This window comes from Nocardia noduli (assembly GCF_019038455.1).
GTDB lineage: Bacteria > Actinomycetota > Actinomycetes > Mycobacteriales > Mycobacteriaceae > Nocardia > Nocardia noduli.
Map to the genome: position 1 here is coordinate 33,135 of NZ_JAFMPL010000032.1, position 16,377 is coordinate 49,511.

At 68.4% G+C, this 16,377-nt stretch carries 13 protein-coding genes; 6 read left to right on the plus strand and 7 right to left on the minus strand.

Features of this window, described 5'->3' with window-relative positions; genetic code table 11:
- Window positions 1-127: 127 nt before the first annotated feature.
- On the minus strand, window positions 128-655 hold the full coding sequence (locus tag JZ792_RS19070; RefSeq protein ID WP_216911872.1) for a signal peptidase II: 528 nt from the start codon (window positions 653-655) through the stop codon (window positions 128-130).
- A gap of 134 nt (window positions 656-789) precedes the next feature.
- Here JZ792_RS19070 and JZ792_RS19075 point away from each other — a divergent pair, with 134 nt between their 5' ends.
- The 5 genes from JZ792_RS19075 to JZ792_RS19095 are packed head-to-tail and all read left to right on the plus strand — an operon-like array spanning window position 790 to window position 6,283.
- Window positions 790-1,845: a ferredoxin reductase domain-containing protein gene (locus JZ792_RS19075; RefSeq protein WP_216911873.1), complete on the plus strand. Its 1,056-nt coding sequence runs from the start codon at window positions 790-792 to the stop codon at window positions 1,843-1,845.
- Window positions 1,846-1,865: 20 nt separating this feature from the next.
- Complete coding sequence (locus JZ792_RS19080; RefSeq protein ID WP_308165359.1) at window positions 1,866-3,557, plus strand: CocE/NonD family hydrolase; 1,692 nt, start codon at window positions 1,866-1,868, stop codon at window positions 3,555-3,557.
- Window positions 3,554-4,939, plus strand: a complete 1,386-nt coding sequence (locus tag JZ792_RS19085; RefSeq protein ID WP_308165360.1) for a M20/M25/M40 family metallo-hydrolase — start codon at window positions 3,554-3,556, stop codon at window positions 4,937-4,939. Before JZ792_RS19080 ends, JZ792_RS19085 begins: the two co-directional genes overlap by 4 nt.
- A 24-nt stretch (window positions 4,940-4,963) precedes the next feature.
- A complete protein-coding gene (locus JZ792_RS19090) occupies window positions 4,964-5,806 on the plus strand; it encodes an alpha/beta hydrolase (RefSeq protein WP_216911877.1) in 843 nt (280 codons plus the stop codon).
- A 9-nt stretch (window positions 5,807-5,815) separates the two neighbouring features.
- Complete coding sequence (locus JZ792_RS19095) at window positions 5,816-6,283, plus strand: 6,7-dimethyl-8-ribityllumazine synthase (RefSeq protein WP_109526341.1); 468 nt, start codon at window positions 5,816-5,818, stop codon at window positions 6,281-6,283.
- A 9-nt stretch (window positions 6,284-6,292) separates the two neighbouring features.
- On the opposite strand, the gene JZ792_RS19100 is transcribed toward JZ792_RS19095, so the two are convergent.
- From JZ792_RS19100 to JZ792_RS19110, 3 genes are all read right to left on the minus strand, one after another.
- Entirely contained in the window at window positions 6,293-7,741 is a 1,449-nt protein-coding gene (locus JZ792_RS19100) for a neutral zinc metallopeptidase (RefSeq protein ID WP_216911878.1), read from the minus strand.
- 133 nt (window positions 7,742-7,874) lie between these two features.
- Window positions 7,875-8,828 carry an endonuclease/exonuclease/phosphatase family protein gene (locus tag JZ792_RS19105; RefSeq protein WP_216911879.1) on the minus strand — a complete coding sequence of 318 codons (954 nt, stop codon included), beginning with the start codon at window positions 8,826-8,828 and terminating at the stop codon, window positions 7,875-7,877.
- 89 nt (window positions 8,829-8,917) lie between these two features.
- On the minus strand, window positions 8,918-9,523 hold the full coding sequence (locus JZ792_RS19110) for a uridine kinase family protein (protein ID WP_216911880.1): 606 nt from the start codon (window positions 9,521-9,523) through the stop codon (window positions 8,918-8,920).
- Between the two features lie 131 nt (window positions 9,524-9,654).
- On the opposite strand from JZ792_RS19110, the gene JZ792_RS19115 reads away from it, so the two are divergent.
- The gene (locus JZ792_RS19115) at window positions 9,655-9,933 is read left to right on the plus strand and encodes a hypothetical protein (protein ID WP_216911881.1); all 279 of its coding nucleotides are present in this window, start codon (window positions 9,655-9,657) and stop codon (window positions 9,931-9,933) included.
- A gap of 214 nt (window positions 9,934-10,147) precedes the next feature.
- On the opposite strand, the gene JZ792_RS19120 is transcribed toward JZ792_RS19115, so the two are convergent.
- From JZ792_RS19120 to JZ792_RS19130, 3 genes are all read right to left on the minus strand, one after another.
- Window positions 10,148-13,159: a bifunctional [glutamine synthetase] adenylyltransferase/[glutamine synthetase]-adenylyl-L-tyrosine phosphorylase gene (locus JZ792_RS19120; RefSeq protein WP_216911882.1), complete on the minus strand. Its 3,012-nt coding sequence runs from the start codon at window positions 13,157-13,159 to the stop codon at window positions 10,148-10,150.
- An 88-nt stretch (window positions 13,160-13,247) separates the two neighbouring features.
- Window positions 13,248-14,588 (minus strand): type I glutamate--ammonia ligase, encoded by a 1,341-nt coding sequence (glnA, locus tag JZ792_RS19125; protein ID WP_216911883.1) that lies wholly within the window; start codon window positions 14,586-14,588, stop codon window positions 13,248-13,250.
- Window positions 14,589-14,745: 157 nt separating this feature from the next.
- The gene (locus JZ792_RS19130) at window positions 14,746-16,293 is read right to left on the minus strand and encodes an alpha/beta hydrolase (protein ID WP_216911884.1); all 1,548 of its coding nucleotides are present in this window, start codon (window positions 16,291-16,293) and stop codon (window positions 14,746-14,748) included.
- Window positions 16,294-16,377 lie beyond the last annotated feature (84 nt).

Consider the following 16,377-nt stretch of genomic DNA (forward strand, 5'->3'; position numbering starts at 1 on the left):
CGATCGCCGCCTGTCATGCCCGCGCGACCAGCGCCGGAGCGCGGCGATGCGGTGCCAGTCGGTGCATCGACCGTCCGGTCCGGAGCCCGGGAGAAGCGCCGAGCAAACGGGGCGTCGGCGCCACGGGTCACGCCGCGTTGTCGAGGCGTGCGGGCTCCGGTGACGCGGCGGGTTCGAGACGCAGCACGGTGAGCAGTGCCAGCGCCGCGGCCCCGCCGACGATCGCGATATCGGCGACATTGCCGACGAAATAGCCGTTGTAGTCGATGAAGTCGACGATGTGGCCTCGGGCGAAGCCGGGGGCTCGCAGCAGTCGATCCGCGAAATGGCTGATCGCGCCGCCGAGCAGGACGCCGACGGCTGTCGCGCCGGGGTAGGTGTGTACGCGGCGCGCCAGTGCGCACAGACCGATGACGGCGACGCCCGCGATGACGGTCAGGATCCAGGTGTACGCGGCGGCCGTGCCGAAGGCCGCGCCGGGGTTGTACACGAGCCGCCATTGGAGGAATTCGCCTGCGACCGGGGTGGCGGTGCCCGGCGTCAGGCTGGTCTGCGCCCACCATTTGGTGAGCTGGTCGGCGGCGACGACCGCGGCCGCGAGGACGGGGATCGACAGACGTGTTCCGCGGAATACGCTCACGGGTGGGCGTTTCATGGTCTCGTTTCTCCCGGTACCTCGAACTGGATGCAATCTACCCGTGTCCTCGACCGCGGTCGGAGCCGATCTCGGAGGCGGTCTTATCGCACCGTAGGTGCTAACACCGCCTCCGTTCCGGAGGATATTCCCGTGTGGGTGGAACGAGACGAGCCGTGCTGGGCACCGTGGCGGCTCTGTGCGCGCTGGCAGGCTGTGACGCGCGGGCCGTACCGCCGGAAGTCGGTCCCGGCGGGGTGGATTTCGATGCCGAAGTGGTGGAGTTCGATCCGTCCGGCTTCAACGGACCGCCCTTCACGGCGCTCATCGACAGTGAGTCCGCCGCCGAGGCGTTCGCAGGGTGGTTCGCGTCCCGGCGCGGCGCGGCGTCGACTCTGCCGCAGGTCGTCCAACACCCCGAACTTCTCGGCGACACCGACACCTACGCCTATCTGGCACTGGTGACCAGCACCGGTTGCCGTGCGCCGACCAGCGCGGAGTTGGGACGGGTCGGCACCGATCTGCGGCCGGAGTTTCTCGGCGGCATCGATCATCCGGAGTGTGCACGCGCCTACACGCCGTTCGTGGTGTTCAAGGTGCCGCGGGCCGCGATCGACGGCGTCACGACGGTTGGTGGGGCCGCCGCCGACCGTGACGGTCCGGCCGAAGCGGTCGGAAGCGTCGAACTCTCCCCCACCGCGCCGGGCTTCACGCCACGCGAGGTCACCGATCCCGCGCGGCGCACCGAACTCGCCGACGAACTCGCCGCGACGGGCAGCGACCGCGCCCGCGTGCTCGCGACCCTCGACCGGAGTTCCTGGCTCCTCGACGAATACGGCCCGACGACCCTGCGCCGCTACGCTTTTCCGGTCCGGTCCTGCCCGGACGATCTCCTCGTCCTCGACATCGACCGGACCGAACTCCGCGCCCGAGCGCTCGCCCGCGTCGACGCTCCACTGACCTGCGAAGCGCCGACCACCCACCTGGCCGTGTTCGATGTGCGCTCGATCCATATTCCGGACGGAGCCCGACCGGCGAGCTGGGCGCCGCGCCCCAGAGGACCGGCTCGGTCTCGGGTGGCGAACGTGCGGCTCGATCCGGCCGGGCGGGGCGGTTCGCGCTGGGCGCACGAGTTGAGGGTGGGCGACACGGTCCGCATATCGCGCACCCCGAAACGGACCCCCGGTTCCGGGGTCTGGACTCGCCGATGACATGCGGCGATAGTCCATGGGTGAGTTCGGTGTCGGTCGTGGTGCGGGTGTTGGCGGGTCTGATGCTGGCCGTCGGGGTGACGGCCCCGGTGACGGTGGCAGAGCCACGGCCGGTCGCCGATCCGTGGTCGGACGGGGTTCCGGTGACGCACCAGTATCGCCAGACCTACCTGACCGCGCCGGACGGCACCCGGCTGCACGCGGACATCCTGCGCCCCGCCGGCCTGCCCGAGGACGCCCGGACCCCGGTGATCCTGACGGTCAGCCCGTACCGGTCGCACACCGCCTACATCTCGTTGCCCCGCCTGACGGGTGGGCCGTCCACCGAATCCCTCCCGGTGGAGATGGCGTTGCGGGCGGGCTACACCTACGTCATCGTCGACCTGCGCGGTTTCGGCGGTTCCGACGGCTGCCCGGATTACGGCGGGCCGGGCGAGCGTTCGGATGTGGTCACGGCGGTGGAGTGGGCGGCGAGCCAACCGTGGTCGACGGGTCGGGTCGGCATGGTCGGGGTGTCCTACGAAGCCTGGACCGGACTGCTGGGCCTTGCCGCGAAGCCGAAAGGGCTCGCGGCGGTGGCGGCGTTCTCCCCGGTGGTCGATCCGTACTCGTATCTGTACATGCAGGGCGTTTCGTGGAAGTTCTCGGGAAAGCCGGTGACCGAGAACGGAATACGTCCCGCGGATCAGGTCGGGCTGGAACATCTCGCGATCGCGTCGACACCGGGTCGGCCCGAGGATTCCGCCGAATACCAGGCCAACGCGATCGCCATGACGCAGCGGTGCGCCGAGGACTATCTGTCGCTGACCGGCGACCACGATGCGAACCGGCCCGGCTGGCGGGATCGCGATCTGGTGACGGCCACCCGTGGCAATACGATTCCGCTGTTCCTCGGGCAGGGTTTCCTCGACGCGAATACCCGCCCGGATCGCGTATTCGACCTGTGGCAGGCGCAGGGGCCCGGTGAGCATCGCGCGTGGTTCGGCCAGTGGGGCCACAGCGACTGTCACACCAAATGCGGCACACCGAATTTCGAGACCGAACTGCTGGCGTTCTTCGACCGGCATGTGGCGCTGCGGCCGGTCGAGATTCCGGGACCGAAGGTGACTGTCGGCCAGTTCGACGGCGGGTGGCGTGCCGAATCCGCGTGGCCCCCGGCGGATTCGCGCCGGTACCCGGTCGAGCTGCGGACCGGGGCCTATACCGATCGCGGTTTCCTTCCCGGTCCGGACCGGGAGATCTGGTCGATCTCGCAGCCGTTCGACCGGGTGACGCACCTGTCCGGGGTCGCGACCGCGTCGCTGCGGCTCGGCGGTCCCCCGTCCGCGACGGCGACGATCGAGATCTACGACGTCGAGCCGACCGGGCACGCCACACTCGTCACCCGCGGTATCGCGCCGGTCGCCGCCGACACTCGGATCCGGACGCTGGCCCAGGACTGGCCGCTGGCGGCCGGACATCGACTCGGGGTGCGGATCACCGACGTCGTGGACGACGTGTGGTCGCACGCACCGGCCGACGCACGGGTGACCGTCGAAGCCGCCCGACTCGAACTCCCGCTGCTCACCGACCCCAGGGTGCCCGATCTGACCGGCGGCACCAGCGAGGCCCACGCGAAGTGGCGCGTGGAGAAGACGACGACGCTCGCGCCCGAGGTGTTGAACAATGCAGTGATGTTCATGAACTTGCCGAACGAAACGGGCCGACCGTGAACGCCGGTGGGCCCGCGCCGACCACCCCCGAGACGAATACGGTCGACGACGCGGTCGCCGAGCGCTTGGCGCGGGCGTTGCGCTGCGTCACGATCTCCACCGAGGAACCGACCGACGCCGCCGACGGCGAGTTCGCGCGCCTGGCCGAGCACCTGGAGCTGTCCTTCCCGCTGACGCACGCCGAACTCGAGCTGGAGACCTTCGGTCGCAGCAGGCTCTACCGCTGGGCGGGCGCGGAGCCTGATCGGGTATCGGCGATTCTGCTCGCGCACCAGGACGTGGTTCCGGTCGGGGACGAACCGGGCTGGACGCATCCGCCGTTCGACGGCATGGTGGACGCGGACCATATCTGGGGTCGCGGCGCCATCGACGACAAGAGCAGGCTGGTGGCGATCCTGGAGGCGGTGGAGGCCGCGCTCGCCGACGGTCTGCGGCCCCGGCACACCGTCTACCTGGCCTTCGGACACGACGAGGAGGTGTTCGGCGATGACGGCGCGGTCCGCATGGCACGGCGGTTGCGCGAAGCGGGGGTGCGCGCGGATCTGCTGCTCGACGAGGGCGGCGTGATCACCCGGGGCGTCGCCGACGGGGTGGATCGCCCGGTGGCGTCCATCATGCTGGGCGAGAAGGGCTATGCCACCGTCCGACTGTCGGTGCGAGAAGTGGGCGGGCATTCCTCGATGCCGGGGAAGCAGACCGCGGTGGGCAGGCTCGCCCGCGCGGTGGCGCGCGTCCAGGACAATCCGATGCCGTTGCGGCTCACCCCCGGCGCGATCGACATGCTCTCGCGACTGCGCCACGCGATGCCCGAGGCAAGGCGACGTCTGCTCGGTCTGGCGTCGGTCGGTGTCGTCGCGCCGTTCATCACCCGGATCCTGGCGCGGACTCCGCAGACCGAGGCGATGGTCCGCACGACCACGGCGCCCACCGTCATCCGCGGCGGGGTGAAGGCGAACGTCCTTCCCCAGCATGCCGAAGCGCTGGTCAATTTCCGGATTCTGCCCGGCGACTCGGTGGACACGGTGCTGAAGCACTGCCGCGAGGTCGTGCGTGACGCCGACATCCGCATCGAACTGGTCGGGATGTCGTCGGAACCGTCCGGCAGCGCCACTCCCGGTCCCGCCTACGAGATGATCGCCGCGCTCGCCGAGGCGGTGGTGCCGGGTATCGCGGTCACCACCGGCATCGTGCCGGGAGCCACCGATTCCCGGCACTACGACGATCTCGCCGTCACCCGCTGCAATTTCGCGCCGATCGTGCTGACCGCGGCGGACCTGGCGACGATCCACGGAACCGACGAGCGGATCTCCCGGGTGAACTACGCTCGGCTGATCGAGTTCAACAGACGGCTGATCGACGCGCTCGCGACGGGCCCCGAGTAGTCGACAGGACCGGAAGGAGCGCGGGTGACCCGCACCGAAGAAGGCGTTTTCGAGGGCAGCGGCAGCCGGATCGCTTGGCGCGCATGGCTTCCCGAGACGGCGACGCGCGCGGTGGTCGTGCTCGTGCACGGTGTCGCCGAACATTCGGGCCGCTACGCCCATGTGGGCACCCGGCTGGCCGACGCCGGTTTCGCCGTCTACGCGCTCGATCACCTCGGGCACGGGAAATCCGCAGGCGGCGGCGGGGCGAATATCGGGTCGATGGACGCCTCGGCCGACAATGTCGCGGCCATGCTCGCCCTCGCCGTCCGCGAACAACCGGATGTGCCGACCTTCCTGCTCGGGCATTCGATGGGCAGTTTGATCACGCTGTATCTGGCGACCCGCGGACCCGTCGACGTCACGGGCATCATCCTGTCGGCTCCCCCGCTCGACATCCCGGTCGGCAATCCGTTGCAGCGCCTGTTCGCACCGGTGCTGAGCACGCTGACACCGAATCTCGGTGTGCTGACCCTGGATTCCTCGATGATCAGCCGCGATCCGGCGGTGGTCAGCGCCTACGACAACGATCCACTGGTGTTCCGGGGCAAACTGCCCGCCCGCACGGGTGCGGAGATCCTGCGCGGCACCGACCTGGTCAAGAAACGGCTCGGCGAGCTCACCCAGCCGCTGCTGGTGCTGCACGGCACGGCCGACGCGCTGGCCGCGCCGTCGAGCACCGATCTGGTCGAGCGCGGCGCCGGATCGAAGGATCTGACGGTGATCCGCTACGAGGGCTTCTACCACGAGGTATTCAACGAACCGGAGCAGGACAGGGTTCTGACCGACGTGGTCGAATGGCTGGAGCGCCACATTACCGGGCAGTAGACTCCCGGCATGGGAACCACATCCACCGGGTCGGTCGCCTTCGTTCGCGCTATGTGGCACAGCTCGATCGTCGGTAAGGCTTTAGAGGGCTTCACCGCCGAATTGTCCGATCTCGGCTTCGACCCCGACACCGTCGACGTCTTCGAGGTGCCCGGCGCCTTCGAGATCCCGCTGCACGCCAAACGGCTCGCCGCCAGCGGGAAGTACTCGGCCGTCGTCGCCGCCGCGCTGGTCGTCGACGGCGGCATCTACCGGCACGATTTCGTCGCCTCCGCGGTGATCGACGGACTCATGCGCGTGCAACTCGACACCGATGTCCCGGTGTTCTCGGTGGTGCTCACCCCGCATCATTTCCACGAGCACAGCGAGCACGTCACCTATTTCACCGACCATTTCGTCACCAAGGGCGCCGAGGCCGCCCGCGCGCTGGCGACCACGCTCAACTCGCTGCGGTCGCTGCCCGCCGTCGCCGACTGATCCGACGGCTCAGGCGAATTTCGTCAGGCAGGCCCGCTCACCGTCGAGTACCCCGGTCCGGAACGCCTCGAGCCGCTGATACCCGCTCGTCACGATCTTGCCGTCGACATCGGCGGCGGCGAGACCGTCCGACAGCAGTCCGGAGACCGCCTCGTCGAGATCCTTGGCCGACAGCCGGGGGTCACTGCTCGGTTCGCTCAACTCGGTGGTGAAAGCGCCGCTCAGGCAGGCCGTGCGCAGACCCGCGGTGTCCGCGCCGGTCAGTTTCAGTCCTCGATCCTGTTGCACGGCGAGCATGTAGCGCGAGACGAACACGATGAAGGCGTTGTAGTCGCCCGCCACCGTGTCGGAGAGGACTTCGTCCTCGCCGGCCGACGCGCCGCGCTTGGCCAGCGTGCGCACATCGGTGCCGATCGTGTTCGAGGTCGGGCAGTAGGACACCGGCGCGGTCGCGGTGACCTTCGGGCAGTTCTTCACCACACCCGAGTAGTCGAATTTCGGGGTCTGACGGATCGGGAACGCCTTGGCGAGCGCCTGGCTCACACTCGTCAGCGAGGCCACGTCGACGGGCAGTTGCTGCTGTTCCTCGTCCTCGATCTCGAAGGTGGTCGGCAGGGTGCCGCGACGGCTCTCAAGCTCGTTGCGATCGATCTTCTTGCAGGCGGCGGCGCCGTCGTTGTAGCCCAGCTGCACCGCCGTCACCCGTTCGAAGGCCGAACCGTGGACATTGTCGGGATCGCTGGGATCGGTATCGCGGATGGCGACCGTCACGCCGAGCACTCCGTCGAGTCCGTCGGTCATATTCATCGTGAAATGTTTCGAATTCCCCTCGGCCACGTGGCGCAGGAAAACCCCGGCGAGGCAGTCGGCCTGCTGTTCCTGCACCAGTACCGGGGTCAGGAAACCCGCGATCTTCGCCTGGCCCTGGATCGCGTGACCGTATTCGTGCGCGAGCACCATCACCACGGCCATCGCGCCGTATTTCTTCTGCACCTCCGGCAGCAACACCCCGCGATCCCAGCCGATGGTGTGATCACCCGAGCAGTAGGCGGCGTTGACCACCTGGTAGGTGTCGGAGCGGCAGAACTTCACCGATTTCTGTTCCGGCGCCTTCGCATCCCAGGAGATGAAGCGGCTCACCGGCTTCAAGGTTCCGGGAAAAGTCTTGGCGTACTCCGCTTTCCAGTACTCCTCGATATCGGCGATGGCGTTGAGCGACAGCCGGTCGATCGCGCCGCCGTCCCCGTTCTCGGCCGTCAGCGGCGCGTCCGGGACGCCGGGGCGCGGGCCGCTCGTACCGCTGCTGGTCGCGGCGGCGGCGAGCTCCCACGGATTCTCCGTGATCGTGGGAGCGGCGGCGTTCTCGCCGGTGACGGTGACGGCGTCGCAGGCCGTCAGCGTGATGCCGAACACGACGAGAGCCGCGATCACCCCGACGCGCAGTCGCGCGAACCTCATCAGGTACCTCCCCGAAATCCTGTGCGGGACCCGCATGTTCGCGGACCCCGCCGGCGGATCCGCACATCCACCATCGAGCGTTCACATGGTAATCGCAGATATCGCGCCGCGCGCAGCGCGACCGGCCGCTCGGTCAGCTGTTCAGGCGTGTCCTGGCCAGCACGGCCCGGTGATCGGATCCGGTGACGGTCATCGCCCTGACTTCTTCCGCGCTGCCCCCGGAGATCAGGATGTGGTCGATACCGATGAGCGGCCCCCAGCTCTTGTCGGTCGGATAGGTCGGTAGTGGGCCCGCGCCGACCAGTTCGGCGGTCGAGGCGAACCCGCCGCGCAGCAGGTCGCGGAAGGCGGTGTGATCGCGTGTCGCGTTGAAATCCGCGCCGACCAGCGCCGGACCGGTGGTGGCGTCGAGGATGTCGCGGATGCGGCGCATCTCGGAATTCCACGCCTCGAAGTCCAGCGGCGGCGGCATCGGATGGAAGGCGAACACCGCGACCGCGCCACGCTCCGGATGTTCCATCACCGCGCCGAGATTGTTCATGACGAAACCGTCGTATTTCCTGGTGTCGCGCAAAGGGTATCGGCTGTAGATGCCGGTGCCCGCGCCCCAGCTCGCCGTCTCGACGTAGCGGTACGGCAGTAGTTCGGCGATTCCGGCCGCGTCCAGGCGCGTCACCGCCTCGGCGGTCAGTTCCTCGACGGTCAGCAGGTCGACCCGGTCCTCGCGCACCGTCCGCACGACCTGCGTCACGTCCGCGCCGCCGAACAGCAGATTGGACTGGAGCACCGTGACCACGGGACCGTTGCCCGCCGCCCTGCCGTCGGCCACGAAGATCGGCAACTGGGTCCACAGCACCCCCGCGACGACGAGTCCGGCCGCGACCGCGCTGCGCCAACCGCGTGCCAGCAGGAACAACAGCAGACCGACGATCGCGCCGAGCATCAGGTAGGAAGCACCCGACGCGAGCAGCACCGGAATCTCGCGTTGGCGGAACGCGCCGAAATACAGCACTATTCCCACGATTCCCGTCACGAGGGCGCCCCACCCCAGACCGAGCAGTGCCCGGTTCATCCATATACGCACCATGTTCTGCACTCTAGGTGGGCGCGGTGACAGCGGAACCCGGCGCGTGTGGAGACTTCGTGTAGATCGGAGGGCGACGCGGGGTTCGAACGCTAACTCTGCGCGGTCGCCGCGAACCCGTATCCCCCGTCACGCTGTGTGATCAGCAGATCGGCATGGGGCCGTGAGGGATCGGAGGCGAAGTGGTCACGCTCGGCCACGATCCAGGCGTCCCAGAACTCGGACAGTCCGGGACCGTCGCGTCGACGGCCACGGCGCCACGATTCGTCGGCGTCGAGTTCCATCCACAGCAGGTGCGACAGCCACGGGCGCAGATCGCGCCGCCCCGCGCCGACACCCTCGAGCAGGACCACCGGCGCCGGGGCGAGGTGGCCGACGGTCGTGAACGCCCGGGCGTTCCAGTCGTAGATGCCGTAATCGGCGGTGCGGTCCTGAGCGAGCGCGGTCAGCACCTGGTCGCGCAGACGATCGGTCCAGCCGAAGAATTCCTCGTGGGTGGCGAGGTCGTCGACGTGCAGGATCGGCGCGTCACCGAGGGCATGTGCCAGCCGAAGGGCGAAACCGCTCTTTCCCGAACCGGCATGGCCGTCGATCGCGACGAGGCGGACCCGCCCGCAGGAAGGCGGCTGCGCGCGAAGGCGTCCTACGAGGTCGTCGAGGTCGGACGCGTTCTCGGCGGACTGTGACGGGCGGTCCATCGGGCCCACTCTAGGTGTGCGGAGGACAGTGACGACGGGTGCGACCTACCTTGTCGGTGTGCGCACGGGGGTTACCGGCGGCGGCATACAGTGGCGGAAAGGTCGACGCGGAAGTTTGCGAGGTGGTCCGAATGTATTTCGAGGAGTTCATGGCGACGCGGGCGCTCACCGATGACGACGCGCAGGATCTGGCCGATATCGCGGCCCGGTTCACCTCGCGTATCACGGTGACCAGTAACGGACGCAGCGTGCACGCGCCGGTCCTACCGACGTGCTGGGACGTCCTCGCGGTGCGACCAGGCAGTGTGGTGGCGGTGACGGCCGAGGCGGGACATCATCCGCCGGATACCGAGGACCGCAGAGCGATTCGCGCGTTCGTCTCCCGATTCCGGGAGTCGGCGCGGCGCTGAGGGTTCATTCCTTCGGGAAGCCGAGGACGAATCCGATGGCGATGAGAACGGCGCTGACGACAGAAATCGGGACGATACTCCACATGGACGTCAAGGTTACGAAGCCGACAGTCCCGCAGTAGCGTTTTGCCCGATTCGCCTGGTATTCGGCCTCGCCCGGGTGCGGCCGAAATGTCGGCACCGCGCACCCGAGCCGGGATCGGCAGGCTCGCGACTACCCGCCGAAAACCCTTTCCACCACGCGTTTCCCACGCCTGGTCACCCTCATGTAATTGTCGAGGAATTCGCTGCCGTCGTCGTTGGGCCAGCCCGCGACACGGGCCACCGCCGAGAGCAGACGCCCCGGCGCGGGCAATTGATCGGCGGGCTTGCCCCGGACCAGGACCAGGGCGTTGCGGGCCTTGGTCGCGGTCAGCCAGGCGTCGCGCAGCAGCGCCACGTCGGAAGCGTCGAGCAGTTTCGTCTGCTCGATGACATCCAGCGATTCCAGCGTCGAGGTGTTGTGCAGCGCCGGGATCTCGTGGGCGTGACGCAACTGCATGAGTTGCACCGTCCATTCGATATCGGCCAGGCCGCCGCGACCGAGTTTGGTGTGGGTCGTCGGATCCGCGCCGCGCGGAAGCCGTTCGGCGTCGACCCGCGCCTTGATCCGCCGGATCTCGCGCACCGCCTCGACCGAGACGCCGCCGACCGGATAGCGCACTTTGTCGATGACGTGCAGGAAGCACACGCCGAGTTCCTGATCACCGGCCACCTGGTGGGCGCGCAGCAATGCCTGCATCTCCCACGGCTGGGCCCACTGCTGGTAGTAGGCGGTGTAGGCGGCCAGGGTGCGCACGAGGGCGCCGTTGCGGCCCTCGGGGCGCAGCCCGGCGTCCACGTGCAGCGGCGGGTCGGTGCTGGGGGCGCCGAGCAGTTTCTGTACCCGGTCGGCCACCGAATTCGACCATTTCACGGCCTTGGTCTCATCGACGCCCGGCCGTGGATCGCAGACGAACAGCACATCGGCGTCGGAGCCGTAACCGAGTTCGAGGCCGCCGAGTCGGCCCATGCCGATCACCGCGAAGTCGGCGGGCGCGGGTTCACCGGTCTCGGCCTCGTCGGCCCTGATCACGGCGGCGAGGGAGGCTTCGAGGACCGCGACCCAGACCGAGGAGAGCGCGCGGCACACCTGCGGGACGTCGAGCATGCCCAGCAGATCGGCCGAGGCCACCCTGGCCAGTTCGTGGCGACGCAGCGAACGCGCCGCTGCCACCGCGCGCCAGGGATCCTCGTAACGCGCGGCGGCGGTGAGTATGCCGCGGGAGACGTCCTCCTGTTTCGGGCTGAGCAGCAGCGGCCCACTCGGACCGTCGGCGTACATGCGAATGGTGTCGGGCGCGTTGATCAGCAGGTCCGGCAGGTATTCCGAGGAGCCGAGCACGATCATGAGCCGTTGCGCGATCGCGCCTTCGTCGCGCAGTTCGCGCAGGAACCAGATCTGGTCGTCCAGACCCTCGGACACCCGACGGTAGGCCAGCAGGCCCGCGTCGGGATTCGGTGTGTCACCCAGCCATTCGAGCAGCGTCGGCAGCAGCAGCGCCTGGATCCTGCCCTTACGCGACACCCCGCCGGTCAGGGCCTTCAGATGTCCGAGCGCGTGTTCGGGCGAGGTGTAGCCGAGCGCGGCCAGCTGGCGGATCGCCGCGTCCGGGCTCAGCCGCAGCGCGTCCGAATCCAGTTTCGCGACCGATTCCAGCAGCGGGCGGTAGAAGAGTTTGGCGTGTAATCGCCGCACCCGCACCGCGTTGCGGCGGATCTCCGCGGCCAGCACGCCGACCGCGTCCTGTCTGCCGTCGGGACGGACATGGGCCGCACGGGCCAGCCAGCGCATACCCTCGTCGTCGTCGGCGGGCGGCAGGGTGTGGGTCCGCTTGAGCCGCTGCAATTGCAGCCGATGTTCGAGCAGGCGCAGGAATTCGTAGGAGGCGGTCAGATTCGCCGCGTCGTCGCGGCCGACGTAACCACCGGCCGCCAAGGCGGTCAGCGCTTCGACGGTGCCCTGCACGTGCAAGGTCTCGTCCACCCGGCCGTGCACCAATTGCAGCAACTGCACGGCGAATTCGACGTCGCGCAGGCTGCCGTGGCCGAGTTTGAGTTCGCGCTCGCGCAGATCCTCCGGCACCAGATCCTCGACGCGGCGGCGCATGGCCTGCACGTCGGGCACGAAATCCGGACGCTCCGAAGCGGCCCACACCATGGGCATGAGCGCGTCCCGATACTGCTGCCCGAGTTCGAGATCACCGGTCATCGGACGGTTCTTCAACAGCGCCTGGAATTCCCAGGTGCGGGCCCATCGCCGGTAGTACGCGAGATGCGATTCCAGCGTGCGCACCAACGCGCCCGCCTTGCCCTCGGGACGCAACGCCGCGTCGACGTCGAAGAAGGCCTGGCTGCCCACGCTCATCATCTCGGCGGCCAGCCTGGTCGCCGTCGGGTCGGCGGGTTCGGCGACGAAGACCACGTCGACATCGCTGACGTAGTTCAGTTCCCGCGCACCGCACTTGCCCATCGCGACGACCGCCAGCCGGACCTGACACGGACCGTCCTTGCACACCCTGGCCACCGCGACCGACAGCGCGGCGGTGAGCGCGGCGTCGGCGAGGTCGGTCAGGTGCCGCCCGACCAGCTGGTACGGCAGTACCGGTTCGTTCTCCACGGTGGCGGCCAGATCGAGCGCGGCGAGCAGCATGAGCTGATCGCGGTAGCGCCTGCGCAGCAGTGCCACCGCGTCGGGCCCGGCGATCTGCGCGCGGAACAGCATCGGCCCGGCGTGCGGGCCCTCCTCGGGAACGGCCTTGACCACCTCGAGCAGATCGGCGATCAGTTCGTCGCGATCGGGCAGGTCACGGCGTTGCAGGACCAGCCACGACGACGGGTCGGCCACCAGGTGGTCGGCGAAGGCGCTCGACGCGCCGAGCAGCGCGAAAAGCCTGCCGCGTAACGAGGTATCGGTGCGCACCGCCGAATCCAGTGCCGCCCATTCGGTTCCGAGCTGCTCACGCAGTTTCACCATCGTGTTCAGCGCCAGGTCCGCGTCCGGTGCGCGCGACAGCGCCCACAGCACGGGGATACTTTCGACGTTGTCCCAGGCCAATTCGCGTAGCGAATCGGCGGCTGTCGGCTCGAGCAATCCGAGCCGACCGACACCTGGAACAGCGGAGCGGGCAGACGGTGGCCGGACCATGGTTCTTAAATTACATGGCCCGGGTGAAGAAAGGTGCTCGGCCGGTCGACAGCCGGCCGAGCACAGGTTGCAGTGTGATCTCTTCGATCTAGAGACCCAGGTATTCCTTCAGTTCGTACGGCGTGACCTGGCTGCGGTAGTCGGCCCACTCCCGGCGCTTGTTGCGCAGGAAGAAGTCGAACACGTGCTCGCCGAGGGTCTCGGCGACCAGTTCGGACCGCTCCATGGCCTGCAACGCCTCGTCCAGGGTGCCGGGAAGTTCCCGGAAACCCATCGCGCGACGTTCGGCCACCGTCAGCGACCACACGTCGTCCTCCGCTTCCGGCGGCAACGTGTAGCCCTTCTCGATACCGCGCAGACCGGCCGCGAGCAGGACCGCGAAGGTCAGGTACGGATTGCAGGCCGAATCGGGGCTGCGGATCTCGACGCGGCGCGAGGAGGACTTGTTCGGCGTGTACATCGGCACGCGCACCAGCGCGGACCGGTTCGACCGGCCCCACGAGGCCGCGGTGGGCGCCTCGCCGCCGTGGATCAGGCGCTTGTAGGAGTTCACCCACTGGTTGGTGATCGCGCTGATCTCCGGCGCGTGTTCCAGGATGCCCGCGATGAACGCGCGAGCGGTGCTCGACAGGGTCATCGGATCGTCGGGATCGTGGAAGGCGTTGGCCTCGCCTTCGAACAGGCTCATGTGGGTGTGCATGGCCGAACCCGGGTAGGGGGCGAACGGCTTGGGCATGAACGTCGCGCGCACGCCCTCGTCGATGGCCACTTCCTTGATCAGGTAGCGGAAGGTCATCACGTTGTCGGCCATGGACAGCGCGTCGGCGTAACGCAGGTCGATCTCCTGCTGGCCGGGCGCGCCCTCGTGATGGCTGAACTCGACCGAGATGCCCATCGATTCCAGCGCGTCGATGGCGTGACGGCGGAAGTTGGGGGCCGAATCGTGCACGGCCTGGTCGAAGAAGCCGCCGGAGTCGGCGGGCTGCGGCGGGGTGCCGTCCTGCGGGCTGTTCTCCAGCAGGAAGAACTCGATCTCGGGGTGCACGTAGCAGCTGAAGCCCACGTCGGCGGCTTTGTTCAACTGTCTGCGCAGCACGTGGCGCGGGTCGGCCCAGGACGGTGAGCCGTCCGGCATGGTGATGTCGCAGAACATGCGGGCCGAATGTTGATGCCCCTTGGATGTGGCCCACGGCAGCACCTGGAAGGTGGACGGATCCGGCCTGGCGACCATATCGGCCTCCGAGACGCGGGCGAAGCCCTCGATGGCCGAGCCGTCGAATCCGATGCCCTCCTCGAACGCGCCTTCCAGTTCGGCGGGCGCGATCGCGACGGACTTCAGATAACCCAAAACGTCGGTGAACCAGAGACGCACGAAGCGGATGTCCCGCTCTTCGAGCGTCCGCAGCACGAATTCCTTCTGGCGATCCATGTCCGCGAGAGTAAAGACCTGGCGTTAAATCCGTGTTACATACAGGCTGAGGTTTGCAATGTCGGTAGCTGAGTGGCTTTCCGGTACCTAGTTCGCGTCCGAACTGCCGTGAATGTGAGGTATGACGCGGGTTGGACACGGCCGCGCCGCGACGCTGTCAGCAGGTGAGTCCGGGCGCGGGTTCGGTGAGGTCGACGAGGTAGGCGACAACGGCGTCATCGAGACATTTGTCGCCCGCGACGAGCGCGGCGGTGTGCCGATTCCCGCGATAGGTGATGAGGGATGCCCCGAGTTGCTGGGCCAGATCGACACCGGCCTGATACGGAGTCGCCGGATCCTCGGTGGTGGAGACCACCACCGTCTCGGGCAGACCCGTCACCGATATCCGATGCGGTTCGCTCGTATTGGGGACCGGCCACGACACACACAGGTCGAGCGGGGCCGCGCCGGTGCCACGACCGTCATCGATGAAAGGCGCGGCCTTGCGGTATTCCATGTCCTGGCGACCCGTGAGAGCCGGATCGGCGATCCGGGGATCGTCCACGCAGCGGATGGCGTTGAAGGCGTCGTCGGTATTGCGATAGGTGCCGTCCTCGCGGCGGCCGTCGTACATATCGGCCAGTTGCAACAGGGTGTCGCCGCGACCTTTGCCGAGTTCGTCGAGGCCCATGGTCAGCACCTGCCACAGTTCGTCGGTGTAGAGGGCTTGCCGGACGCCGGTGATCGCGTCGTCGTAGGTCAGCCCGCGCGGGTCGGTGGTCGCGGCGGGCGTCGTCCACAGCGGGTCGACCAGTGCCCGGAAACGGGCCACGGCTCGAGTCGGATCGGAGCCGAGCGGGCAGTCGGGTTCGGCCGCGCACTCGACGCTGTATGCCTCGAACACGCCCTGGAATCCGGCGGCCTGGCGCAGTGATTCCTGGACCGGGTCCTGCGAGGAGTCGACCGCGCCGTCGAGCACGAGCGCGCGCACCCGGTCGGGGAATCGCTCCGCGTAGGCCGAACCGAGCCTGGTGCCGTAGGAGTAGCCCAGATAGTTCAGCCCCGGATCGCCGAGCACCGCCCGGATCACGTCCATGTCCTGCACGACCTCGCGGGTGCCGACGTGGGCGAGGAATTCCGTGCCGGTCCGCTCCGCGCATTTGTCCGCGTAGGCCTTGTTCTCGGCCTCCATCTCGGCGATCCCCGCCGGGGAGTTGTCCTCGGGCGGGTCGGCCCGCTCGGCGTCGGACTCCTGCGGCGTCAGGCAGGAGATGGTCGGCGTCGAGGATCCGATCCCGCGCGGGTCGAACCCGACCCGGTCGAAACGTTCGGCCAGCTCGCCGCGCCCGGCGATGCTGACCATCGACAATCCGGAACCGCCGGGACCGCCGGGATTCAGCAGCAGTGATCCGATCTTGTCTCCCGAGGCCTGGATCCGCGACAGCGCGATCTGCGCGGTAGCGCCGTCGGGTTTCGCGTAATCGACCGGAACGGTGATCTTCGCGCATTCGGCGCTGGGCGGGAGACGATCCTCCGGATCGCCGAAGCCGTCGCAGTCACCCCACCGCACCGACTGGCTGTAGAAGCGCTCCAGTCCGGCGGGCGCCGGGGGCGAGGGCACCGGTGTCGTCTTCGGCTCGGCCGTACCGCCGCACCCCGCGACGACCAGCAGCATCCCGGCCACACCTGTCACCAGCAACCCACGACCGCTCCGCACCCGACCCATGGCGATGATCCTGCCAGGAGCTCGGCGCTTCCCCGCGCGCCACCACCCGGGCCGCCGATCATGTCGCGCGGTCACCACCGTCCA

Coding starts and splice junctions, on each gene's coding strand:
- JZ792_RS19070 (WP_216911872.1), bottom strand. CDS start 655: ATGAAACGCCCACCCGTGAGCGTATTCCGCGGAACACGTCTGTCGATC.
- JZ792_RS19095 (WP_109526341.1), top strand. CDS start 5,816: ATGGGAACCACATCCACCGGGTCGGTCGCCTTCGTTCGCGCTATGTGG.
- JZ792_RS19100 (WP_216911878.1), bottom strand. CDS start 7,741: ATGAGGTTCGCGCGACTGCGCGTCGGGGTGATCGCGGCTCTCGTCGTG.
- JZ792_RS19105 (WP_216911879.1), bottom strand. CDS start 8,828: ATGGTGCGTATATGGATGAACCGGGCACTGCTCGGTCTGGGGTGGGGC.
- JZ792_RS19110 (WP_216911880.1), bottom strand. CDS start 9,523: ATGGACCGCCCGTCACAGTCCGCCGAGAACGCGTCCGACCTCGACGAC.
- JZ792_RS19115 (WP_216911881.1), top strand. CDS start 9,655: ATGTATTTCGAGGAGTTCATGGCGACGCGGGCGCTCACCGATGACGAC.
- JZ792_RS19120 (WP_216911882.1), bottom strand. CDS start 13,159: ATGGTCCGGCCACCGTCTGCCCGCTCCGCTGTTCCAGGTGTCGGTCGG.
- glnA (WP_216911883.1), bottom strand. CDS start 14,588: ATGGATCGCCAGAAGGAATTCGTGCTGCGGACGCTCGAAGAGCGGGAC.
- JZ792_RS19130 (WP_216911884.1), bottom strand. CDS start 16,293: ATGGGTCGGGTGCGGAGCGGTCGTGGGTTGCTGGTGACAGGTGTGGCC.